This is a genomic window from Thalassotalea hakodatensis, from assembly GCF_030295995.1.
In the GTDB taxonomy this organism is placed as follows: Bacteria; Pseudomonadota; Gammaproteobacteria; order Enterobacterales; family Alteromonadaceae; genus Thalassotalea_C; species Thalassotalea_C hakodatensis.
Genome location: NZ_AP027365.1, coordinates 101205 through 124563, shown reverse-complemented (window position 1 = coordinate 124563; position 23359 = coordinate 101205). Strand labels below are relative to the sequence as shown.

Sequence of the window (23359 nt, the reverse complement as noted above, 5' to 3'; positions counted from 1 at the left end):
AATTAGTTGTCGAGTTGTTGCCACGCTTCTTGGGTCATCTGCATTTGTTGCCACCATTCATCTGACGCAACAATTTGCCCCTCTTCATCTATGTTTGGATAAGGCAAACCTTTTCGTTGACATGCTTGAGCAAAAATAGGATGCCCCCCCTCAAACAAAAAGCGTTGACGACGGGCTTCTTCAATTCGTGGAGTATCATACAAGCCCGCAGCTTTTCGTTGCCTTTGCGCTTCATACAACACGACTGAATTTGCTACTGAAACATTTAACGATTGCACCATGCCTACCATGGGAATAACAATATCTTGATCGGCCATTGCTAATGCTTGCTCAGATGCGCCAAACTTTTCTTGTCCTAAAATAATCGCCGTTGGCTTTGTGTAATCAATGTCACGAAAATCAACCGAAGTATCTGACAAATGAGTTACTAACACTTGCATGTTTTGCTTTTTTAACTCAACAATTGCCTCTTTAGTGCTTGAATAATTGTGCACATCAACCCAATGTTGGCTACCCGCAGCACTACCACCTGATACACGCATACGTTCATTTTTCCAAACTGCGTGTACATCACTAATACCTATAGCATCTGCGGTTCTCACCACCGCTGCAAGATTATGGGTTTTATGCACCCCTTCCATACATACAGTAAGATCTGGCTGGCGCATATCCAGCATTGCGTTAATTCGGCGTAAGCGTTCCGGTGTCATTTTCTTTATACGTCTTGTTATAAACTGTTATTAATCAACGTTTGGCAATTCTAAAACGCCATCAATTTCAATGGCTACGTCTTTTGGCAAACGGGCAACTTGCACGGCAGCACGTGCTGGATATGGTTGCGAAAAGTACTCTGACATAATGTCATTAACGGTTGAAAACTGTGATAAATCCATTAAAAAGATATTCACTTTCACCATATCATTTAATGTGCCGCCGGCAGCTTCACATACTGCTGATAAGTTCTTAAACACTTGATGAGCCTGTGTGGCGAAATCATCAGCGACGACTTCCATGGTTTCAGGCACTAATGGTATTTGGCCTGACAAGTAAACAGTATTTTTAATTTTTACGGCTTGGCTATAAGTACCAATGGCACTAGGTGCATTTTCCGTACGAATAATTGATTTCATAATTGTCCTTGTTGTTTATCTCAAGATAAACCTTAATAAATGATTATTTATTACGCACTACTTTTTGTACGTCTATCATCACTTTGATTTTTCTAATAATATCCGCTAAATGGATACGATCTCGACAGGTTAATTCTAAGTCGATAACGTATAAACCGGTGTCTTTTTCACCAGAGTTCAAGGTATGCACATTAGAGTCACATTTGGCCACCACATTGGTTAATTTTGCTAACGCACCTTGATGGTTGATAATTTCAATACGTAACTTTGCAATAAAGTCTCGATCTATTTCTGAATCCCATCTTACGGGGAATAAATGCTGCTCTTGCGTGCCTTTAATATTTCGACAACCCGCTTGGTGTACCATTAAGCCTTTTCCAGGGCTTAAATAAGCCATAATGCTATCACCTGGTATAGGACGACAACACTTACCGTAATTAACGAGCATGCCTTCAGTGCCTTTAATCGGCATTTTTGTTTTACTGGTTGGCGGATTTAACTCACTATCTTCAGTAAATTCATCGGTTAACCGACGTGCGATACCGATACTTAGCGCGTTGCCCAAGCCAATATTGATCAATAAGTCGTCAAAGCTTTTATTACTAGTTTCTTGCAAAACTTGTTGGATTTTTTCTGGTGGTATATCGTCTAGCTTTACTTTACCTAATGCATGACTGAGTAAACGTTTACCGAGCATGTGTGAATGATTTTTTTCTTGTGAACGTAAATAGGTGCGTATTTGTAAACGCGCCTTAGCTGTTACCACAAAGTTTAACCATGTTGCATTAGGGTGTGCCGCAGGCGAGGTGACGATTTCAATAGTTTGGCCTGAGTCAATCGCTTGGCTTAACGGATAAGGCTTACGATCGACTTTAGCCCCAACACAAGAATTACCAACATCAGTATGTACTGCATAGGCAAAATCAACGGGCGTTGCTCCCATCGGGAGCTCAATAATGCGACCATCCGGGGTAAACACGTAAATTTCTTCTGGGAATAAATCAGTTTTTACATTTTCAATAAATTCGAAAGAACTGCCAGCACTTTGTTGCAGTTCTAATAGGCTCTGCATCCAACGACGGGCTTTCATTTGAGCAGTTGTACCGCCATCATCACCGTCTTGTTTATATAGCCAATGAGCAGCAACTCCTTTGTCTGCCATTTGATCCATATCTTTTGTACGAATTTGTATTTCTACCGGTATACCGTGCGGGCCCACTAGTGAAGTATGCAATGATTGATAACCGTTCGTTTTAGGGATAGCAATATAATCTTTAAAGCGGCTTTCTATTGGTTTAAAGAGGTTATGCACGGCACCTAACGCACGGTAACACTCATCAAGTTTGTTATCAACGATGACGCGAAATGCATAGATGTCCATCACTTCATTAAACATTAGTTCTTTGTTTTTCATTTTTCGATAAATAGAAAACAAATGCTTTTCACGCCCTGACACTTCTGCATTGATGCCGTGTTCTGCCAGACGTTGCCCGACTTCTTCACGAATATTATTAATAATTTCTTTGCGATTACCGCGTGCTTTTTTAACCTCGGATTTCAGGGCTCGAGCACGCATTGGGTATAACGCTTCAAAACCCAACACTTCTAATTCGTTTTTAATATCATGAATACCGAGCCGATTAGCAATAGGCGCGTAAATTTCAAGCGTTTCACGCGCTATTCTGCGGCGTTTGTCTGGGCGCAGAGCATCTAGTGTTCGCATGTTATGGGTGCGATCAGCCAATTTGATCAAAATAACGCGAATATCTTGCGTCATGGCCAAGACCATCTTGCGAAAATTTTCCGCCTGCATTTCTTCTTTGTTATCAAATTTAAGTTTATCTAACTTGCTCACCCCTTCAACAAGTTCAGCAACGGTATGACCAAATAATTCTGCTAATTCGTCTTTGGTTACTGGCGTATCTTCAATCACATCATGCAGTAGTGCTGCCATTAAGGTTTCGTGATCTAGGTGCATTTTTGCTAAATTATGCGCAACCGCTACGGGGTGGGTAATATAGGGTTCACCACTTGAACGCATTTGTCCTTCATGCGCATCGCGTGCCACGATGTATGCCTGTTTTAACAGATCAATTTGTACTTTCGATAAGTAGCTCGATACATACTCTTTAAGTGGTTCAAAAAGATACACTCAATACTTCCTTCAATGCAGATTAGAAGACACGTTGTTTTTGTGATTGATCATCGTTTGTATTGTAGGCTAGCGAAACGTTTAATCATCTCAACATTAGAATACGTTGATTTAACCCGCTTGCCAATGCAATTACCACGAACAGAAACGAAAAACGCGCAATCATGGGAAGCACAATTGCGCGTTTTAAACGTTTTTCAAACAGTTTTATTGTTGGTTTTGGCCACCAACAATTGCTGCTACTGCTGCTAACTCAACAGATTCCTGTTGCACAGCTTCATGACGATCATGTTGATCCATCACATCTGTTGTGATCAAGCCTTGTTCAATTTCACGTAATGCTAAAACGGTTGGCTTGTCATTTTCTAATTCAACCAAAGGTTCTTTACCCCCAGTAGCAATTTGACGAGCACGACGTGTCGCAATAAGTACTAGGTCAAAACGGTTACCAACTTGTTCTACGGCATCTTCTACGGTTACGCGAGCCATTTGGTCACTCCAGAATTCAATAAATTTACAAAATAGCAGACTATTTTACTAAATGCTTAATCGTTAGCCAATAGCTGTGTGAATAAAAGTTTATAATTTTCGATTTGTTGGCTACGTTTTAAGCGTTGATTGGTGACAATCGTGGTTAAATCTTGTAATGCCTGCGTAAAGTCATCGTTGACAATAATATAGTCAAACTCTTGATAATGCGAACATTCTGATTGTGCTTGTGCCATGCGATCAGCAATTACGGCTTCGCTATCTTGCCCTCTACCACGTAATCGATTTTCTAACTCTTTTTTTGACGGTGGGCTTATAAAAATAGTGGTAACATCGGGTTTTTTCATCCGTACTTGCTGTGCGCCCTGCCAATCAATATCTAAAAACACATCGATTCCTTTCGCTAATTGATCGTCAATAGCGAGCGCCGATGTGCCATAATAGTTACCAAATACTTCTGCCCATTCATAAAAATGCTTTTGTGCAATTTGATGTTTAAATGCTTCAACAGAAACAAAGTGATAATGCTGACCGTCAACTTCACCCGGGCGAGGAGCTCTTGTGGTATGAGACACAGATACTTGCATTGGACGTGTACTTTCTTGCTTTAGCAATGCGGAAATCAAGCTAGATTTTCCAGCACCACTTGGCGCAGATAGGATGAATAAATTTCCTTTGGCAGCCATTTAATTCTCTTCTCAATAACGATAATGCCGAACTATACCTGAAAGCACTGACTGTCGGCAATAATTCCTATGGTATTTGCGAAAAGTGTACCGCATTTCGCGTGGTATTTTTAACTCGATAAAGTTTTTCATCGGCAATTGCAAGCATGCTATCAACTGAATGCTCATCATTAGGCTGTACTTCCACGGCACCTAAACTGGCGGTTAATATTGATGATGCTAAAGAGGATTGATGTTGAATTTCTAAGCCGCTAACAGCTTCTAAGCATTGGGCCAATATTTCTTCAATATTAATGCGCTTTTCAGAAGGAAAATAAAAATAAAATTCTTCGCCGCCACAACGATAAATCGCACCGTCATGTTCAAACAGCACTCGCCGAATAGCATTGGCAACTTTTCTCAACACAATATCACCTTGTTGGTGCCCGTAGGAGTCATTATATTTTTTGAAAAAATCTATATCAATTATCCCTAATACCAATCGTTTGTTGTTCGCCTTAGCAAATTCCCACTGATTAGCACTATCCTCTTGCCATTTCCGTCGATTGGGCAGTTCAGTTAAACTATCAATATGCGCGAAGGACTCTAATAACTTGCGCTGGCGAATAATTTCCATATGCGTGTTAACACGCACCCGAACAATCCCGTAATTAAAAGGCTTTTGAATGTAATCACACGCGCCAAGCACTAAGCCTTTTTCTTCATCTTCTGCACTTTGTAAGCCCGTAATAAAAATAATAGGGATATGTTTAACTTCAGGCTGTTCCTTGAATTGCTCGTATAATTCAAAGCCATTAATATCTGGCATGACCACATCAAGTAATATTAAATCGGGTAGCACATCTAACGCGATGGCTAATGCCTGAGTTGGTTGTTTGCACACCACGACTTTATAAGTATCTTTGAAAATAGACGCTAATATTTTTAAGTTAGCACTTTCATCGTCAATACAAAGTAGGGTAAATTGCTTATCCGTTGCACGCCGATTTGTATCAAGATACTGGTCAGTCATGTTCAATACCTGTCTGAGGGGTCAGCGAAACTTCAAAGTCGTCTATTAATGATAAAGCTTGCTCAAACTCAAAATCAGCAATTAACTGATGAAACGTTTTTACGTCTTGATACACCGTTGTATGGCTTGCCAGCATCAGCAACTCTTTCGAAACATCTTCAGCCATTATATCAGCAGCACTTACTAAACGCTTTAAAGAAGAGATGAGTATTTGAGCTTGAGCAATATCGAGTTGCTCTTCACCTGATGTTTCTTCTTTATGTTGGTATATTCTATTTAATTGAGCAATAAGAAAGTCTAATTGAGTGGTGACTTCGTTTAAGGTTAATTCAATATAGCTGCCTTGCTGTTTCACTTCGCTTTCGAGTGATAATGCAGACTTTGATAAATCAAAAGCACCAATATATTGCGCAGTTGATTTGAGCGAATGCGCAGCACGATAGAGTTCTTCACTAGCATTATCATGATAGAGTGACATTAAGCTATCAGATAATGTTTGGTACTTATGCCAAAAATCATGCACTAATTGTAAGTACAACGTTTGTTTTCCTTGTACCTTATCTAAAGCATGCTCAACCTTTAACAAAGTATGATTTTTTAACGTGTTTAATTGTATTGCTTCTTGCGTCATTTGTTGCTCACCCTCACTATCATTAATCGCAACAGTTTCAGTAATCAACCTATTAGTTAGCAAGTACTTACATAGAGTATCGTAGAGTATTTGTGGTTCAATGGGCTTAGTCAGATGATGGTTCATCCCAGCAATGACGCTTTTTTCTACATCGCCTTCCATTGCATGTGCTGTCATCGCTATTATGGGTAAATCATGAATTTTCAGCGTATTTCTTATTTCAGATGTTGCTGTTAAGCCATCCATTTCTGGCATCTGAATATCCATTAGCACAATATCAAATGCTTGTTTTGCAAGTAAATCAAGCGCGATAACGCCGTTCTCTGCACAGGTGATTTTTATTTTCGTATCCGATAAAAACTCTAAAGCGACCTGTTGATTTATCATATTATCTTCAACTAATAACACATGAAAACGGCTTAAATCAGGAATATCAATAGTCACTTCTTCTTCATTGACCGTTGTCATGCGATCGCTTTCTTTACTTAAGGTTTCTAGCACAGCATCAATGAGTAACGAGGCGGTCACAGGCTTTTCAAGAAACTTATCGAAAACGTGTTGCTCCGCGAGCTTTTTCGCCTCGTCTTTATCATACGCTGACATCATTAAAATATGAGGTAATGACCCACGGGTATGTTGATGAATTTGTGTTGCTGCGGCAATACCATCCATTTCAGGCATTTTCCAATCCATGAAAACTAAATCAAATGGTTCACCATCACGGTCGGCTGCGAGTACTGCATCTAATGCTGCTTTTCCATCAGATACACCTGTTGCTTTAATATCAGCTTGTAGTAAAGCGTCTAGTACGACATTGCGCGCTATGTCAATATCGTCAGCCACAAGCACCTTTAACGATGACAAATATTGTTTATCAATCGCTACGGTTTCTATCATATCTGGTTCAGCACGCTCAAAGGTTGAGGTGAAATAAAAGGTAGAACCTTCGCCTTCAGTGCTTTCAAGCCAAATTTCTCCTCCCATAAGCTCGGTTAATTGTTTACTAATCGCTAACCCTAACCCTGTTCCACCATATTTTCGGGTTACAGAGCTATCAGCTTGTGAAAACGATTGAAACAGCGTTTCTTGCTGCTGTGCTGACATGCCAATACCTGTATCATGCACAGCAAAAGCTAACTGGCTAGTTATCTCATCACTGTGTAGGTGCTTAACATTAATATGGATTATTCCTTGTTCAGTAAACTTAACCGCATTATTAGCCAAATTTACAATGATTTGCTGTAACCGTAATGGATCACCGACCAACGTTTTAGGCACATCATGGGCAATATCAACAACTAGCTCTAACCCTTTTTCATGTACTTTAAATGTACATACGTTGACGACTCTTTGCAGAATGTCGTGTAATGAAAAAGACACCTGCTCTAAGGTAAGTTTCTGCGCTTCTATTTTAGAAAAATCTAAAATATCGTTAATTAAGCCGAGTAGTGAACGAGAAGAATCTTGAATTTTAGTTAAGTAGTCATGTTGCACGGAGCTCAGGTCGGTACGTAGTGCTAACTGACTTAACCCGATAACCGCATTCATCGGTGTTCTTATTTCATGACTCATGTTTGCCAAGAAGTCTGATTTTGCTTGGTTCGCTTGTTCCGCCTTTATTTTTTCCGCTGCAAGTTCTTTTGTTCGTTCATGAATTTGTTGTTCTAAGTTCCGATTGTATGACACAACCTGTTGATACAACGTTGCATTATCAAAAGAAATTGCCGTTTGATTAGCTAACATTTGCAGCACGTTTATGCGATCTATACTAAATACATTTTCAACCGCTAGATGCTCTAAATACAAGACACCTTTAAGCTCGCCTTTAACGATGATGGGAGCACATAAAATCGATTTTGCATGATGGTGTTTAAAATAAATATCATGAGAAAATTGAGGATGATCAGCAGAAATAATTTGCGGCTTTAAGGTACGAGATACATAGTTAATTAAGCTTAGCGGCAACTGAACATTTTCTTGTGTACTACCATCCATAGACACCGAAATTTCGGTATTAAGCATGCCTTCAGTGATCAACAGTAAACTGCCTTTTTGAGCGCCGGCATTTTCCATAATAATCACCATCATGCGATGTAAAAAAGCATGTAAATCTATTTCACCACTTAACGTTTCTGAAGCTTTTAATACCGAAGCGAAATCTAATTCATTGTTTGACGCAAGGCTGTTTGGCTGCTGCGGTAAAGTACCTTGACGGATATGATTATCATTGGTGGTTAAATAGTTATCCGCTAACGTCTTCGCTTTAGTATTGGCTCCCCAGTCTACATAGCTTTGATAAGCTTGTTGAAAATAGTCTTTCGCCATAGATGCTTTTTCTTGGCGGCGCCAATAATGGCCAGCAAGCTCTTGCGACAATGCTTGATGCTCAATAAAACCGCTATTAGAAGACAAATCAATCGCTTGTTGATATAAATGCCATGCATTGTTTTGCTCGCCGAGTGCTGCGAGTTCTGCTGCGACAAGTTTCACTTTATGGTGGTGATTTTCAGCGGCGTTTTCTGACCACAAACTCAGTTGTTCATGGAAGTGATTAACCTTATCAAACAACACCGAATCGTCTGCATTTGCACACCTTAATCGTTCGATTAACACTAATGCTGCGTAAAACGAAAACTCAGTATAATTATATAAAGATAATGCCGTATTCATTAACGGCTCGGCTTGTTCAAAGTGTGAAAAAGCGTGCGCTTGATCACCAAATAAAAACGCTAACTTCATTTTCACCAAATGGTAACTAAATTGAATGGTTACGTTGTTGGTTTCAAGCAATATGGGCAACTCTTTATGCTCGTCGAAAGCGGAACCATGAAGCGCTATTGGATTTATCGTTGGTTCACTGATATTCAGGATAAATTGGTGCCATAATTGAATAAAGGTTAAATGATACGTTTGTTTTTTTTCTATTACGGTTGGTAAAATCACCTTATATTTCGATTTAACCACGGGTAGTGGCGTTCCCGAGAACAGTAAATGCTTACAATAAAATAATGCAGAGTGGAAAGCATATTCAATGTTTCCCACTTCAATACCTCGGTAAAAGTTATCTTCAAGTGGCTTTAAAGAGGACGCTAGCGGAGCATTCCAATGCTCTATCGACACATGCTTAGCAAATTCAACTTCAATATACAGATGCGCAGATGGGTATTTTTCAATGCATCGAGATGCTAAATCAGCATATGCTTTTCCTCGTGTGAATTGTGAAAACGCACCACAGAGTAACAAACCGTGCGTGACAAATACTTTATTGCTGCCAGGGCTTAAACCTTCGTGTAAACATAATGACAAGCTGGCATACGCGACTCGCATATAATCGATAGGATTAAGTAAATATGCCGGCGTTTGAATGGCGTTTAATATTTCTATTGCCATTAAGTATCGAGGTTCGGTCATTACCGGTAAGTCAATTAACGCGGCGATTTCATCAGGCCTTTTTTTGTTATCAAGTGCGATATAGTTTTCTGCTATGTTTTCTGCACTGATAAGGTTTACCTTTAATTTTTCAAGTGTTTTTACACCAAGCTCATACGCTTGAAGCATCTCGTTTTGTGCTATTAATGCTAATACTTGAGTTCGCGCTAAATAGCCAAATTCGATATCACCTTTGATACAAGATACTGCTTTATCGAAACGCTGGTTGCCTTGTTCAAAGTCTAAATTTAGATAACAGGCTTTTGCCATTGCAAGAGTAATATCTACACTTTGTTGATAATAACTTTGCCAATGATCTTTAGGTAGATACTGCTCTGCTTGCTCAAGATAATACATTGCATCTGCACTGGCATTGCTTTCTAAGCCTTTTTTAGCTGCAGATAAGTTACCGTCTGCCAACAACAAAAAATCACCGCGCTCAATAAATATGCTCGACGCTGCATTCAAATGTTCAATATATTTAAAAATAGTCGTCGGTTGGTGCAGCAAGTAGTACTGTGCGATGCGAAAATGAATATTGGTTTTACTGAGTGGCCGATTAAGCTGATAGGCCGCCTGCTGCACTTTATCGTGAATAAAGCGCAGTGTATCTATTTGTGAGTTTTCTACACTACTTTCAAAGGCATACAAAAACCCTTCTTCAACCAAGACGGTAATGGCATCAGTTAAATCGTCTTGACTGCAATTAAGCACATAACTCAATACAGGCAAGTGAGTATTCACACCTATATAAGCGGCGATATGTAACACGTCTTGTTGTTGGTCATTTAAACGGCGAATACGGTTAGCCATTAAGTCGACAACGTTATCTGTTACACTAATACGTTCGATGTCTTCTACACTACATTGCCATTCACCATGTTCATGTTGATATAAAAAACCTTTATCTACCAGCGACTTAATGAATTCTTTAATAAAAAATGGGTTACCTTGTGTTTTATCTATCAAGGTATCTGCTAAACCACTCAACATTTTGTTATTACCACCAAGTGATGCTTTTAAAAAATCTTTTACCGCCTCTACAGTCAACGGCTGCAATTGTTGATGACTATGAAATGATGGTGCAATATCAATGGAATTAAGTAGCGCGTTTAATGGATGCTCTTTAACAATTTCATTGTCCCTATATGAAATAATAAAATATAAGTGGCCAAGATCAGGGTGCTCTACAATATGTTCTAATAGTTTTATGGTTGCGTGATCTGCCCACTGCACATCATCAAGAAAAATTACGACCGTTTTACTGGTCGCGCCTAAGGCTTTTAAGAAAGCAATAAACACATTATTAAAGCGTGTTTTTTCTTCACTGGGTGCCATTGATGGCACCACCGGCTGAGGACCAATAATCAAGGCTAATTCAGGGATCAAATCTACCAATAATTGCCCGTTACCCGCTAACGCACTTTCTAACGTAATACGCCATTTGGCAAGTGACTCATTACTTTCGCATAATAATTGATCTACCCAATCTTTTAAGGCCATTACAAGGGCAAAATATGCTGTGCTATTTTGATATTGTTCAAACTTTCCTAAAGCGAAGTAATTTTCATCAGTCACGATGCTTTGTTGTATTTCTTTAATTAATCGAGATTTACCTACGCCAGCATAACCGCTAATCACACTTAATTGACACTGGCCTTGTTCTTTAGCGGTTTGATAGCCGTTTAATAGAATGTTTAATTCTTGCTCTCGACCAAACAACGTACGAGAAAAGTGCAACTGATTGTTACTATCTTTTTGGGCCAGTTTGAAAGTAGAAATGCTCTGATGTTCTTGCCATAGTAATAAACAACGTTGCAAGTCATGTAGCAGTCCTTCTGCTGAGCGGTACCGCGATTCAGGGTTTTTACGTAGCAATTTATCGATAATCGACGATACCGTTTTTGGCACCGTTTTATCTATTCGGCAAGCTTTAGGGGGCGATTTGGCAATATGTGCATGGATCATTTCCATGTCGTCTTCAATATTAAAAGGAAATCGACCACTAAAAAGTTTAAACAAACACGCGCCTAAAGAATATAAATCGGCAAAGCGCTGAACCGGCCAATTAATTCTTCCTGTAGACTCTGGTGCTAGTGTTTTTAAACGCTGTTTATCAAACATGATGCGTTTAGATTTTTTATGTAAAACCGCAACTGAACTAGCGAAACTTAAATCAATAAGAAAGCATTCAAAAGTAGTGTTATCAATGAGAATACTATAGGGAGATAAACCGTTGAGAAATATTTTTTTATCATGAATGCGTTGAACTAACCGGGTAAGATTTGTCGATATAGTTAGTTTATGTTCAGTACTGAGCTCTGTCTCATCACATAATTGTTGTAATGTTAGCCAATTTTTTTGATATGGGTATACGCAATAACAGGCTTGTTGATCTTGTTGTTGCTGTTGAGGGGGTATTACTTGCGATATATTGAGCTTATTTGCCAGTTTCGCGCGCTCGAAAAACTGTGATGTAGAACGGCTTCTGTCATCTTTGATAAACTGCTTTATTAGCACTAATTGTTGTTTATTATCTTTGGCTAAATACACTTTTATGGCGTTTGAAATGCTAAAAAAGTGGCGTTGTATTTCATAGCCTTGAAGCGCAATCATGAGAGCTGTACATCCTTATTCATTCCCCTATAGTTATAAGCGTTTAGCCATAAAAATTCAATGATAGTACAAGATAATCGCAATTACATTGATAGATTCTTCAACATAGGTGATGTAACAAGCTTTATTCATTCATCAAAAAAAAATACATATAACTAAACGAATATAGACCCCTTCATATTCCGCGTTAAACGAAGCCGTGCTATGCTTCACTGTAAAATAGCAGCAATAAATAAAGCTGTTTATTCAGCGTGAAAATTGCACAAAAATCAAACTTATGAGCAATTTCTGTAAACACAAGCTATAACTTAATAAGCTAGGGGTTGTTGACCATTCACACTTGGTTTTTACAACTGTTTTTTGGTATTTATAATTAGGCGGAGCCTGTTTCGTGAGAAGGTTGTACATGATCAATACGCATCAATTTGGTCGATATATACGCTGTTGTTTTATCTCTTTGTTTATCATTTCCTCGACGACGGTCATGAGTAAAGAAAGCCTACAACAAGTTGAAGTAATAGAAGTATATGCGCAAAAACGTGCGCAAAAACTACAAGATGTTTCGGTTGCGGTTACGGTAGTAAGTGAAGACGCTCTTCAACGACAACAGATCAAAGATACTTCGCAGCTTGCTAAATTCACTCCAAACATGAAAATCACCAACAATGCTGGCGAAGGTACACCGCCGGCATTTAACATTCGCGGCATCGGTATGATTGATTACAATACATCAACCATATCACCCATTGCGGTATATAGTGATGGTATTGTCAGCGGTAGTGCCAATAATTTAGCAACAAATATTTTTGATCTTGAGCAAGTCGAAGTTTTAAGGGGCCCTCAAGGCACGTTATTTGGCCGAAATACTACTGGCGGTGCTATTTTATTGCGTTCAAAGATGCCAGAGCAGCAATTTGGTGGGTATATAAATGCCGGCGTAGCTGAATATCAAACTACGTCTATTGATGGCGCGATTAATCTCCCTTTTAGCGATACAACGGCCGCTCGAATAGCCTTTGATCACGACGACTATCAATTTTCTACCAATAATTTAATGCCTGAACAGCCTGATGGCGGTTTAAAGCAAACTAATGTTAGGCTCATTGTTCGCTCTCAATTTGATGATTTAACTGCAACTATAAAACTGCATAAAGAAAGATCAACGGGTAAACCAAAGCCTATTGCAAGTAATGGTATTTATCGAAAAGATAACAGCGGTCAATGTAAACCAAGCATCGTTGGTAGTAATGACTGCGTTGATGCTTATGACCAGCTAGTGGGGGGTGATGATTTCTGGGATGTTCGCGCAGATACTGCCGATAGAAAACATAATACCGATAGCTGGGGTAGCGCCTTAATCCTTGATTGGCAACTAACGGAGCACAGCCAGTTAACGTCAATCACAGGAGTGAGAAAACTAACACGTTTTCATTCTTTTGATTCTGATGGAGCAAGAAACTTAATTGAGGGTACATTTGATACCAATAACAACTTGTATTCACAAGAAGTGAACTTGAGTATCACACAGCAAAATTATTTTTGGCAAACAGGTATTTTTTATTTAAAAGAAACCATTGAACAAAACAATAGCTTTGACTTATTTCGAGATTTTAGAAGCATACCTTCACTGGCTGATGTACCAGCAACCTTCTTCTATGACAACTCATTAGAAAATGCCTCGACTGCACTCTATAGTCAACTTGACTATACGTTAACAAAAGACACTACACTAATCACCGGTATTCGCTTTACGAAGGAAGAAACTGATTACAAGGCAAAGGCTGACCTTAATACTGTGCATGGTAATGTACCTAAATTATGGGATTTAGCAGGTAACATATCCGACAACGAGTTTTCAGGTAAACTGGCGATTAACCACGCACTCGCGAATGATATAAATCTATTCGCCAGCTATACCCGTGGTTATAAAAGCGGTGGCTACAATGCTGGTTACTCCACCTCTCCAGAGCAAGCGATGAATTCTGAATATGCACCTGAAACACTAAACGCTTATGAAGCTGGTGCAAAAGTGCAATGGTTAGATCATAATGCTCGTTGGCATTTAGCCGCATTCTATTATGACTATCAAGATCAGCAAGTATTCATTAATATTCAAGATAGCGCTGTCCCTTATCACGTGTTAAAAAACGCAGGGGCTTCAGAAATTTACGGTTTAGATAGCGAATTCTATTATGCACCCACTAACCAACTGGAATTTGTGTTAAATATTGGTTATTTACCTGAAGCATCGATAGGTAAATTTCAACAAGAAAATCTATTTGTTAACGATAACCGTCTACCATTCTCTTCGAAGTGGAATGTATCAGGTTATCTATTAACTGAGTTTCAATTTTTTACCAATCCACTAACCATGCAATTAGGTTTTGATTATCAATCTGAATTTTATTTTGATCAAAACGAGAACCCCTACACAAAACAGAACGGTTATACAGTATTTAATGGCAGTATACATTATGCCTTTCATCCTGATTTTTCATTGACGTTATGGGGAAAAAACCTGACCAAAACGGAATTTGCCGAGTTACGCTTTGACTCTATAGCGGCATTGGGTGCGGTGACTGAACTTAAAGGTGAAGCCAGACAGTTTGGGGCAACCTTGCAATATCGCTTTTAACCCTTTAACTTCCGTTTGCACTTTATAGACAGAAAATCATAAAGTCGCTAAAGTGAGCAAAGCATGCTGTTTAATGCGTAAAAAATAACAATGATAATAACAATACAGGACGTTTACTTATGCAAAAAGTTACACCATGGCAGCTATTATGGCCAATATTACTCACTTTATTAGTCCCTCTGGTGGTCGCTTGGTTTGTATACCCTAACCACCTTCCACCAGGCTTTGGTGAATTTCCCCCCACTTTCGCCGGAAAAGTACCAGGGTTTAGTTTAACCTACTTTTTAATCATGGCAGCCAGTGCGCTTTTTATTACTGGCCTGATTTTATTTCCAAAGCTATTCGGTTTTAAGGGCGCAACCGTAAAACCTCGTCAACCTTCAACGGTATCTCTACCGTGGTGGTTTTGGTGTGGTGGCGTTGTAATGGGCTTTTTCTGGTGGTTAATGTGGACCCGCGTTACCCCCTTTGGCGATCTGGTTTTTTGGGCGTTTACACCACTTTGGTGGGGGTTTATCTTCCTTCTAGACGGCATTGTATATCAGCGGAATAACGGGGCATCCTTATTTTCAGAAAAACCAAAAACATTGTTCATCAGTGCGTTGGTTTCAATCGTTGGCTGGGCGTACTTTGAATACTACGATTATTTCGTATTAGGTAACTGGTTTTACCCTAACGCGAATCAAGTAGGTTGGTCTAGAGCAACTATCGTTATTGAATTTCTCATTACCTACTCAACTGTCACCCCGGTAATTCTTACTTGGTATAATTTGTTAAACACTTTTCCTAAACTAGTCGCACGATACCAAAACGGCCCCAAAATGCCATTAAACGGTAATTATATGATCTTTATCGGCGCATTACTTATTGCCGCTATGGTTTACTGGCCGTATGCGTTGTTTTGGGTTGTATGGATCGGCCCTTACGCAGTAATGACTGGTATACTTATGCGCTTAAACATTTGGAACCCCTTCACCGATATCGCCAAAGGAAACTGGAGTGCAGGCGTACTGATTGGTGTATCCTCATTATTGAACGGTTTATTTTGGGAAATGTGGAACTTTGGTTCCAGTAATCCTAACCCAGAGCCGATCACAAACCCAAATTACTGGGTTTATAATATTCCGTATGTCGATGTCATCCATATATTCTCGGAAATGCCGTTATTAGGCTACTTTGGATATATTCCTTTTGGCGTTTTAGTGTGGCAAGTATTTATTTGGAGCGGAAAGTTATTTAACTTCGATACGAACATTCTAATCCCTCCTAAAATTAATTAATCACATCATGGGTAATATCATCGATCCCTTGCCGTCGTGGCACGATAGCAAGGTTAAACAAGGCATCATTTCATTTGTCGAACAGGTTTGCGACCAACACTCTCCTCATTTTGTACCAATAGAAAATCGCATTGCAACGTTCGATAACGACGGTACTTTAATCGTTGAAAAACCAGTGATGGCGCAAGTAGCCTACTTTAAACGAAAGTTTTTTAATCAACACGTATTGAACACGACTAGTCATTCAAAACGTATATGTCACTGGTGCAAAACCGCTATTGTTGATTTTTTTAATATCATGAAAGTTGGCTGTTACTTTTTGCGTAAAGGCATGACCACAGAAGAGTATCGCGCATCTGTTGCTAGGTGGATCAGCCAAGCTGAACACCCAAGGTTTAACACTCAGTATACCAACCTAACCTATCAGCCTATGTTAGAAGTGCTTGCTTACTTTCAACAAAATAATTTTAGCAATTATATCGTCACAGGAAGTACAGCAAACTTCGTTAGACCTTGGTCACAAGAAGCTTATCAAGTATCGGTAAATCGCGTTATTGGTAGCAGCTTAAAAACGAAGCTATCAAAGAGAAACAACAATCTCACCGTTAAATTAGAGCCGATTCCCTTTTCCATTGAGAGCCGTGCGCGAAAAGTATTAAGTATTGAAAGACGAATTTCAATTAGACCCATTGCTGCTTTTGGCAATAGTTATGGTGATGTCGACATGTTACGTTGGACATCCAACAAACATTCTCTTTGTGTGCTAATACATCATACTGATAGCGTTAGAGAGTACAAATACAGCCCTAATTGTCGCTTTAGGTTTTGGGGCAAAAATACCCTATGTTATGCCAAGGCGTTAAACTGGCACGTGGTAGACATGAAAAATGATTGGAAAACTATTTTTCGCTCTCCTACCTAAGTCATAAACAAGGCTATGTTCACCATAATTGTCGATTGCTTTTCACACATTTTTTGATTATTTTTTAATTAAGAGCTATTACTCTAATTTCTTTTTATGATATGATAGCGCTGTCATTTTGCATTATAGTTATAAATAAAGGACTTACAACGTGAACGGGTTTAAAGCTTTTACTACCGCTATTTTTTACGTGTTTCTTATGAACAATGCACAAGCCGATCTGATCGACTTAGGCGTAGATCTTGGTGTTGCTGATAAATACACTATTGGTGTGGGGCAATGGGACTTCCACGGTTCGCCTGTAGATGGCTCATTAGTGCTAGGCAGTGAGGCCTACATTTATGGTAATGTTGCTGCCAGTAAAGATATCGGTTTTGCATCAGGGTCGATCGTTTACGGCAATGCTTGTTCAAACACATTTATCATGGGGTCAGCAAGTAAAGTTACTGGTACGCAAAGTATTTGTGCCGATGTACAGAAAAATGACAGTAGTCAATTTGATCAGTTATCAAGAGATATTGCCTCCGCAAGCGAAGCAGCTAAGAACTTAGCGGGTGTTGCTCAAGGGGCTATTAGCCAGTCAACCACCTTAGATGCTAGTCAACTTAATGTTGTAAATGTAGATTCAATCACACTGAGTTCATCAGATATTTTACAAATAAATGGTAGCAGTAATGATAACTTAATTATCAACATTTTAGGCAACGCACAAATTGCCTCGGGTGCGCAAATATTATTATCGGATGGTTTAACGTCTGCAAATGTTTTGTTTAATTTTATTGATGATAACTTTTCATCATTAAATTTTGGTGGTGCAAATATTAGTGGCACATTTTTAGCGACTAAAGGTGCTTTTAATGCAGGCGACGGTGCAACACTAGATGATGTTAGATTTTATACCAATCACGCACTTGTTGGTAATTTTCAAACCGTTCGTACTGCTTCACCATCTGTTTCGGTACCTGAGCCTTCCACTATATTGATTATATTTGCAGGTTTATTCATTTTATTAATGCGCTCTAATCATAAGCATCAGTAGATAACGATGATATTCAATGGCTTTTCTAGATAGAAAAGCATCCAACCAATCCTTGTCGTTCTTAACCACCAAACATAAAAAAGCCGAGTAATACCAATTCGCATAAATATACTCGGCTCTTAAAGTGACTCAACAAAATAAAGGTTTCAATTACAGTACTTTTGCAATTGATTGTGCCAAGTAATCTACATTACTCTTTGCAATGCCAGCGATGCTCATACGGCTAGAGCCAACCATATAGATACTGAATTCGTCTTGTAAACGTTGTACTTGTTCAGGGGTAATACCTAAGAACGAAAACATACCATTTTGACGTGTAATAAAACTAAAATCTCTTTCAACGCCGTTTTCTATTAGTTTATCAACAATGATCTGGCGATTACCGTTAATTCTATTACGCATTTCAGCCAATTCTTGATGCCATTGAGAACGTAATTCATCAGAAGATAAAATTGTTTCAACCAATGCTGCACCATGTGCAGGTGGCATTGAATAAATAACTCGTACTACCGAAAGTAATACTGAATACGCAATATCAACGGCAGTATTTGATTTACCTATGATGGTGGTGGCACCAATACGCTCACGATACAAGCCAAAGTTTTTAGAACATGAACTACATACAATCATTTCTTCAACATTGTCAGCTAAAAGACGTAAACCAGCAGCATCTTCATCTAAACCTGTACCAAAGCCTTGGTATGCCATATCAACAACCGGTAGAAAGCCAACACCTTTAGCAACTTCTGTTACTTGCTGCCATTGTTCTTGATTTAAATCCATACCGCTCGGGTTATGACAACATGCGTGTAGTAAAACCGCATCAGCAGCACTGACTTCTTTCAGTGCTGCTAACATACCATCAAAGTCTAAACACTTATTCTCGTGATCATAATAAGGATAGGTTTTTACTGTAAGACCTGCGGCTTCAAATAAGCCAGTATGATTTGCCCATGTAGGATTTGAAACCCAAATGGTTGCGCCTGCTTTACATGATTTAATAAATTCAGCTGCTACACGTAATGCACCCGTACCACCTGGGGTAGAAACGGTCCGGGCACGGTTTTCACTCAGTACTTTATGATCACCGAAAATAAGCTTCGACATTTCATCATTAAATAAAGGAGAGCCCGTTGGGCCAATATACACCTTGGTATCTTCGGTATCGTTACGATGCTTTTCAGCGGTTTTCACACACTTTAAAATAGCCGTATGACCAGCTTCATCTTTGTAAACACCCACGCCTAAATCAATTTTTTGTGGATTTGAATCTTCACGATATTTAGCCAATAAACCTAAAATAGGATCGGCAGGCAATGCCTTTAAGCTACCAAACATGTCTCCATTTACCTTATAGATAGAGTGAGATTTTGCATTGCGGTGCGCCATCGCACGTAATGCCAATAAAATCCCGATTTGAAAGGGCTAGCATAGCGACTATCTAGTGATAATTAAAGCAATTTGACAGAAAAATCAGTTACCTTTTAGTACAAAAGGCACTAACGAAAATAATCACCTATTAATTAAGGAGGTTAACGTAACAGACAAATGAATTGGTAAGCCCACTTTACCTATACTAATGATTAAAAATTACCCGTAAGTGCGGCAATTAAACCAATAGTACCGCCGAAAATGCCACCCCAAACAACTAACCAACCTAAATGCTGGCGAATCATTTCTTGCACAATCTCTTTTACTAATTTAGGGGTTAATTCGTTCAATCGTTTTTCAATAATGTTACTCACTTTTTCGCGCATTTCAGCAATAACATTGGGTTGCTCTAACTGCGCCCGCAATGCTTCGTTAAATTGTTCACTTTGCGAAATATCCCCTACCGTTTCTTTCATTTTCAAGATGAAAGGTTCACGCATCGGTTCAAGTGCTTCTTTACCGCCTACCATGGCTAACATCCCCCCGAAAGAAGAGCTCTCAATCACCTTTACTAAATTATCAAAAGCAGGCGATAAATCTATTTTGTCAATCACAGGTACTAAATCAAAGGTACTCGCTTTACCGGCATTGTCAGATAAAAACCGATCAATGTTATCTTCGGTAAAAAATTGCTCCATCATCAAATAACGAATAGCAGCTTTAAACTCTTCAAAACGCGCAGGTATAACGCCAGAACCATACAAAAAAGGCACCTTTTCAAAGAGCATATGCACAGCAAGCCAATTAGTAATCGCACCCGATAAGGCAAAAATCCCCATGGCATAAACAACATTCATAGAAAAATAATAACCGCTAATGGTTACTAACAGCGCTAATACATTGGTTATTAAACTTTTATTCAATGTTGTCTCCAATTAGATACGTTGGCAAATTTTATGTTATTTTATCAAGCTATCTTGATCACGCCAAGCCAGTTGAGTTACCGTGAAACACTAACATTACATAGGAATTTATGATGATTAAAGCCATATTAACGTGTTTATTAATAATTTGCTTTACGACTAGTGCAAAGGAAAAACGAGATAATAATTGGCGTATTCTCTCACCGGAAAATACCGTGATTATGACGTTGCCGCAAGGTGATGTGGTTTTAGAGTTATCGCCTGAATTCGCCCCAAATCATGTAAAACGTTTCAAAAAATTAGTAAGAGATGGATTCTATCAAGGTGAAAGCTTCTATCGCGTGATTGACGGCTTTGTTGCCCAAGCGGGGCCACAGGATGGTTCAGATAAAGACAAAGGCATTACACCGTTAACCATTGAAGAAGAAATAACCACTGACGAACACTGGTCGTTTACCCAAGTTCAACAACACGATATGTTTGCACCACAAACGGGCTTTAGAAAAGGTTTTGCCGTTGGTTATTCACAGAAAGAACAAAAGGCGTGGTTGTTACATTGTCCAGGCGTCATTGCCATGGCAAGAGAATCAGCACCTAATACTGGCACCAGTCACTTTTATATTACCAATGGCCAAGCGCCACGTTATTTAGACCGCATTATGACCATTTTTGGCAGAGTTGTACTCGGTATGCAGCATGTTCAGTCAATCCAACGTACAGCTGTTATAGAAGGTATGCCAGAAATATTACCTAAGCAGTTTACTCCCATAAAAAGTATGACCGTAATGGCAGATTTACCCAAAGCACAACAACTCAAAATCGCCATCGAAAATACCGATAACTCACTTTATGAAAATAAAATTAATAAAAAACGATTACGCGATAATCCTTTCTTTTATAAAAAACCAATACCTGTGCTAGATATTTGCCAATCAAAAGTAGACGTTAAAGTAATACCACAGTAATTGTTACAAAAGAGACCAGCTAAGTTATTTGTGTCAATAGTCAGATGACTGTCATCTGAAGGGTGTACTCACCGTATATACACCCTATTTTTTATACCAAATTTTTACCACATCTAAAATACGCTCACCCTCTGGTGTTTTCACTACCACTTCGTCATCAACTTGTTTACCGATTAATGCACGTGCCACAGGAGAATCTATACTGATTTCACCTTTGGATACATCCCATTCATCTGAACCCACAATACGATAGGTAAATGTTTTATCATGCTCATCAATCACTTCTACCCATGCACCGAAGAATACTTTGCCTTCTTGCTGTTTTTCAGGGTAAACAATGGTTAATTCATCTAAACGTTTTGACAAAAATCGTACACGGCGATCAATTTCTCTTAAACGTTTTTTCCCGTAAATATATTCTGCATTTTCACTTCGATCGCCTAACGCTGCAGCCTCAGACACCGACTTTGTAACGCGAGGACGTTCATCTTTCCATAAATACTTTAATTCACGATCGAGCATATCCCAGCCTTGTCGTGTGATGTAATGACTACGTTTCATGATAATTAACCATTGTTTTAACGTTGATAAGATACATTATTCAGTCTTGCTACATTAATCGCGGTGCGAGGTGTTTAACTTACCCGCAAGGTAATAACGATAATAGCCAATTGCACCGCTACCCACAAAAATAACCTCGACAAGAATTCCAACTGGCGACCACAATATAGCGTTATGCGTTAACCATAGAGAACCACCTAAGATCATCATCAAGCGTAGAAATTTATCATTTTTGCTAAAGGAACCAGTAGTAATAAAAACGGTTGCAATAAAGCCCAATATACTTAATAAACCCGTGTACGTGTAGATTGTGATGAACAAGCTAACACACAATGAAGCCGCAGCCATCCATTGAAACTTCCATTTAATAGACAACAAGAAACGGATACTTGAAAACAGAAAAATATAGCCGGCCGTTGGCTGATCTAATAACAAATAATGCAGACCATTAAACAAACAACTTAATGATAACAACGCCAAGATACGATCTTTATCTTTAAGCTGCATAGCAAAGCATTCAATAACTAAGGTAAACGTCACTAATATTTGGGAGAGTAGAAAATCTGGCATATTGCCCCTGAAAATAAGAAATATGAAGAAAAGGCTGAATAGCCTAAAGTGGCGATTATACCTGTTGTGAGATGTGATGTACCAGCGTAATTTTTATCATCATGCCGACATATTAGGTTACAGCGAAGGCTTTACTTCAGCCAATTTATTTCCTTCATTTAAGTAGGCATAAAAAAAACCTCTCTCATTGGTTCACCCAACGAAAGAGGTTATTTACAATATAATTTTCTACACGTATTTAACGCTTATTTTGCATTACGACGCTTTGAAGCACCTAGGGCAAACATTCCTAAAGCTAACAATGCAAGTGGTGCCGGCTCTGGTATTTCAGCAGCTAATGGTTCACCTAGCGTACCAAAAATACTTAATGAAGCACTATTTAAAGTAAAACTATCACTGCCCATTGACTCTTCCGCAAACATTAATGAAAAGTTTTGGTTAGTGATCATATTTTGAAAAATTTGCGCATCAACGGTATTGGCATCAATGTTGATTGTAGTGGCAATATCTTGATCATGGCTATAGTCATAACCAGAATTTAAAGATGCCGAAGCACCTGGTCTTACATTCCAGTTCTCATTATTCCAGACAGGGATAAAACCAAAAAGCCAATCTAAGTTCCTATCAGATACATTCGAAAAGTCTAACGACAATTCAAAACTATCAATGGTGTTAAAATTCACAGTAGAGAAGTCAAAGTAGTCATAAAAACGACCACAACCATTTGAGTTATCGGTAATCGTGACTGAATCTGCATTTAACGTATCACAACTATTATTAGACGCTAAACTGTTAGGCGTATATTGTTGTTGACCGTAGTCATGCGTGATTGTTGTGATCAAATCTGCATTTGAAAATGTAGACACTACACTCAATGTTACGACAGCGGTTAGTTTGCTAATAAATTTTTTCATTTGAACATCCATCTTAAAGTTACAACGTCAATAT

17 protein-coding genes are annotated in these 23359 nt (G+C 38.8%); 5 read left to right on the top strand and 12 right to left on the bottom strand.

Going from position 1 to position 23359, the window contains the following annotated elements; genetic code table 11:
• Nucleotides 1-2 precede the first annotated feature (2 nt).
• From trmH to QUE72_RS00495, 7 genes are all read right to left on the bottom strand, one after another.
• On the bottom strand, nucleotides 3-710 hold the full coding sequence (gene trmH, locus QUE72_RS00525; RefSeq protein ID WP_074497362.1) for a tRNA (guanosine(18)-2'-O)-methyltransferase TrmH: 708 nt from the start codon (nucleotides 708-710) through the stop codon (nucleotides 3-5).
• Nucleotides 711-740: 30 nt separating this feature from the next.
• Complete coding sequence (locus tag QUE72_RS00520; protein ID WP_074497359.1) at nucleotides 741-1133, bottom strand: RidA family protein; 393 nt, start codon at nucleotides 1131-1133, stop codon at nucleotides 741-743.
• A 40-nt stretch (nucleotides 1134-1173) separates the two neighbouring features.
• The gene (spoT, locus tag QUE72_RS00515; protein ID WP_074497357.1) at nucleotides 1174-3282 is read right to left on the bottom strand and encodes a bifunctional GTP diphosphokinase/guanosine-3',5'-bis pyrophosphate 3'-pyrophosphohydrolase; all 2109 of its coding nucleotides are present in this window, start codon (nucleotides 3280-3282) and stop codon (nucleotides 1174-1176) included.
• A 207-nt stretch (nucleotides 3283-3489) separates the two neighbouring features.
• Nucleotides 3490-3771 (bottom strand): DNA-directed RNA polymerase subunit omega, encoded by a 282-nt coding sequence (gene rpoZ / locus QUE72_RS00510; RefSeq protein ID WP_074497354.1) that lies wholly within the window; start codon nucleotides 3769-3771, stop codon nucleotides 3490-3492.
• A gap of 56 nt (nucleotides 3772-3827) precedes the next feature.
• The gene (gene gmk / locus QUE72_RS00505) at nucleotides 3828-4457 is read right to left on the bottom strand and encodes a guanylate kinase (protein WP_286270866.1); all 630 of its coding nucleotides are present in this window, start codon (nucleotides 4455-4457) and stop codon (nucleotides 3828-3830) included.
• 67 nt (nucleotides 4458-4524) lie between these two features.
• On the bottom strand, nucleotides 4525-5469 hold the full coding sequence (locus QUE72_RS00500) for a GGDEF domain-containing response regulator (RefSeq protein WP_286270865.1): 945 nt from the start codon (nucleotides 5467-5469) through the stop codon (nucleotides 4525-4527).
• On the bottom strand, nucleotides 5462-12145 hold the full coding sequence (locus QUE72_RS00495) for a response regulator (protein WP_286270864.1): 6684 nt from the start codon (nucleotides 12143-12145) through the stop codon (nucleotides 5462-5464). The genes QUE72_RS00500 and QUE72_RS00495 overlap by 8 nt, the downstream gene beginning before the upstream one ends.
• 406 nt (nucleotides 12146-12551) lie before the next feature.
• Here QUE72_RS00495 and QUE72_RS00490 point away from each other — a divergent pair, with 406 nt between their 5' ends.
• The 4 genes from QUE72_RS00490 (at nucleotide 12552) to QUE72_RS00475 (ending at nucleotide 18021) form a co-directional block, all read left to right on the top strand.
• Complete coding sequence (locus QUE72_RS00490; RefSeq protein ID WP_286270862.1) at nucleotides 12552-14780, top strand: TonB-dependent receptor; 2229 nt, start codon at nucleotides 12552-12554, stop codon at nucleotides 14778-14780.
• A 119-nt stretch (nucleotides 14781-14899) separates the two neighbouring features.
• Complete coding sequence (locus tag QUE72_RS00485; protein WP_286270861.1) at nucleotides 14900-16060, top strand: hypothetical protein; 1161 nt, start codon at nucleotides 14900-14902, stop codon at nucleotides 16058-16060.
• A gap of 7 nt (nucleotides 16061-16067) precedes the next feature.
• Nucleotides 16068-16982: an HAD family hydrolase gene (locus QUE72_RS00480; protein WP_286270860.1), complete on the top strand. Its 915-nt coding sequence runs from the start codon at nucleotides 16068-16070 to the stop codon at nucleotides 16980-16982.
• A gap of 199 nt (nucleotides 16983-17181) precedes the next feature.
• Entirely contained in the window at nucleotides 17182-18021 is an 840-nt protein-coding gene (locus QUE72_RS00475; protein ID WP_286270859.1) for a choice-of-anchor A family protein, read from the top strand.
• A gap of 150 nt (nucleotides 18022-18171) precedes the next feature.
• On the opposite strand, the gene QUE72_RS00470 is transcribed toward QUE72_RS00475, so the two are convergent.
• Together QUE72_RS00470 and QUE72_RS00465 are read right to left on the bottom strand one after the other, a co-directional pair.
• Nucleotides 18172-19359, bottom strand: coding sequence for an amino acid aminotransferase (locus QUE72_RS00470; RefSeq protein ID WP_286272931.1), 1188 nt, complete (start codon nucleotides 19357-19359; stop codon nucleotides 18172-18174).
• A 245-nt stretch (nucleotides 19360-19604) separates the two neighbouring features.
• The gene (locus tag QUE72_RS00465; protein ID WP_286270858.1) at nucleotides 19605-20315 is read right to left on the bottom strand and encodes a DUF445 domain-containing protein; all 711 of its coding nucleotides are present in this window, start codon (nucleotides 20313-20315) and stop codon (nucleotides 19605-19607) included.
• A gap of 110 nt (nucleotides 20316-20425) precedes the next feature.
• On the opposite strand from QUE72_RS00465, the gene QUE72_RS00460 reads away from it, so the two are divergent.
• Entirely contained in the window at nucleotides 20426-21280 is an 855-nt protein-coding gene (locus QUE72_RS00460; RefSeq protein WP_286270857.1) for a peptidylprolyl isomerase, read from the top strand.
• An 84-nt stretch (nucleotides 21281-21364) separates the two neighbouring features.
• Here the strand turns inward: QUE72_RS00460 and greB are convergent, their stop codons facing one another.
• The 3 genes from greB to QUE72_RS00445 form a co-directional block, all read right to left on the bottom strand.
• Nucleotides 21365-21841: a transcription elongation factor GreB gene (gene greB, locus QUE72_RS00455; protein ID WP_074497325.1), complete on the bottom strand. Its 477-nt coding sequence runs from the start codon at nucleotides 21839-21841 to the stop codon at nucleotides 21365-21367.
• A 54-nt stretch (nucleotides 21842-21895) separates the two neighbouring features.
• Complete coding sequence (locus QUE72_RS00450; RefSeq protein WP_074497322.1) at nucleotides 21896-22411, bottom strand: YgjV family protein; 516 nt, start codon at nucleotides 22409-22411, stop codon at nucleotides 21896-21898.
• Nucleotides 22412-22656: 245 nt separating this feature from the next.
• Nucleotides 22657-23325, bottom strand: coding sequence for a PEP-CTERM sorting domain-containing protein (locus QUE72_RS00445; RefSeq protein ID WP_286270856.1), 669 nt, complete (start codon nucleotides 23323-23325; stop codon nucleotides 22657-22659).
• Nucleotides 23326-23359: the final 34 nt, after the last annotated feature.

What these genes read in the sequence shown, in the direction of transcription:
- trmH (WP_074497362.1), bottom strand. Translation starts at nt 710, where the DNA reads ATGACACCGGAACGCTTACGCCGAATTAACGCAATGCTGGATATGCGC.
- rpoZ (WP_074497354.1), bottom strand. Translation starts at nt 3,771, where the DNA reads ATGGCTCGCGTAACCGTAGAAGATGCCGTAGAACAAGTTGGTAACCGT.
- gmk (WP_286270866.1), bottom strand. Translation starts at nt 4,457, where the DNA reads ATGGCTGCCAAAGGAAATTTATTCATCCTATCTGCGCCAAGTGGTGCT.
- QUE72_RS00500 (WP_286270865.1), bottom strand. Translation starts at nt 5,469, where the DNA reads ATGACTGACCAGTATCTTGATACAAATCGGCGTGCAACGGATAAGCAA.
- QUE72_RS00495 (WP_286270864.1), bottom strand. Translation starts at nt 12,145, where the DNA reads ATGATTGCGCTTCAAGGCTATGAAATACAACGCCACTTTTTTAGCATT.
- QUE72_RS00490 (WP_286270862.1), top strand. Translation starts at nt 12,552, where the DNA reads ATGATCAATACGCATCAATTTGGTCGATATATACGCTGTTGTTTTATC.
- QUE72_RS00485 (WP_286270861.1), top strand. Translation starts at nt 14,900, where the DNA reads ATGCAAAAAGTTACACCATGGCAGCTATTATGGCCAATATTACTCACT.
- QUE72_RS00480 (WP_286270860.1), top strand. Translation starts at nt 16,068, where the DNA reads ATGGGTAATATCATCGATCCCTTGCCGTCGTGGCACGATAGCAAGGTT.
- QUE72_RS00475 (WP_286270859.1), top strand. Translation starts at nt 17,182, where the DNA reads ATGAACAATGCACAAGCCGATCTGATCGACTTAGGCGTAGATCTTGGT.
- QUE72_RS00470 (WP_286272931.1), bottom strand. Translation starts at nt 19,359, where the DNA reads ATGTTTGGTAGCTTAAAGGCATTGCCTGCCGATCCTATTTTAGGTTTA.
- QUE72_RS00460 (WP_286270857.1), top strand. Translation starts at nt 20,426, where the DNA reads ATGATGATTAAAGCCATATTAACGTGTTTATTAATAATTTGCTTTACG.
- greB (WP_074497325.1), bottom strand. Translation starts at nt 21,841, where the DNA reads ATGAAACGTAGTCATTACATCACACGACAAGGCTGGGATATGCTCGAT.
- QUE72_RS00450 (WP_074497322.1), bottom strand. Translation starts at nt 22,411, where the DNA reads ATGCCAGATTTTCTACTCTCCCAAATATTAGTGACGTTTACCTTAGTT.
- QUE72_RS00445 (WP_286270856.1), bottom strand. Translation starts at nt 23,325, where the DNA reads ATGAAAAAATTTATTAGCAAACTAACCGCTGTCGTAACATTGAGTGTA.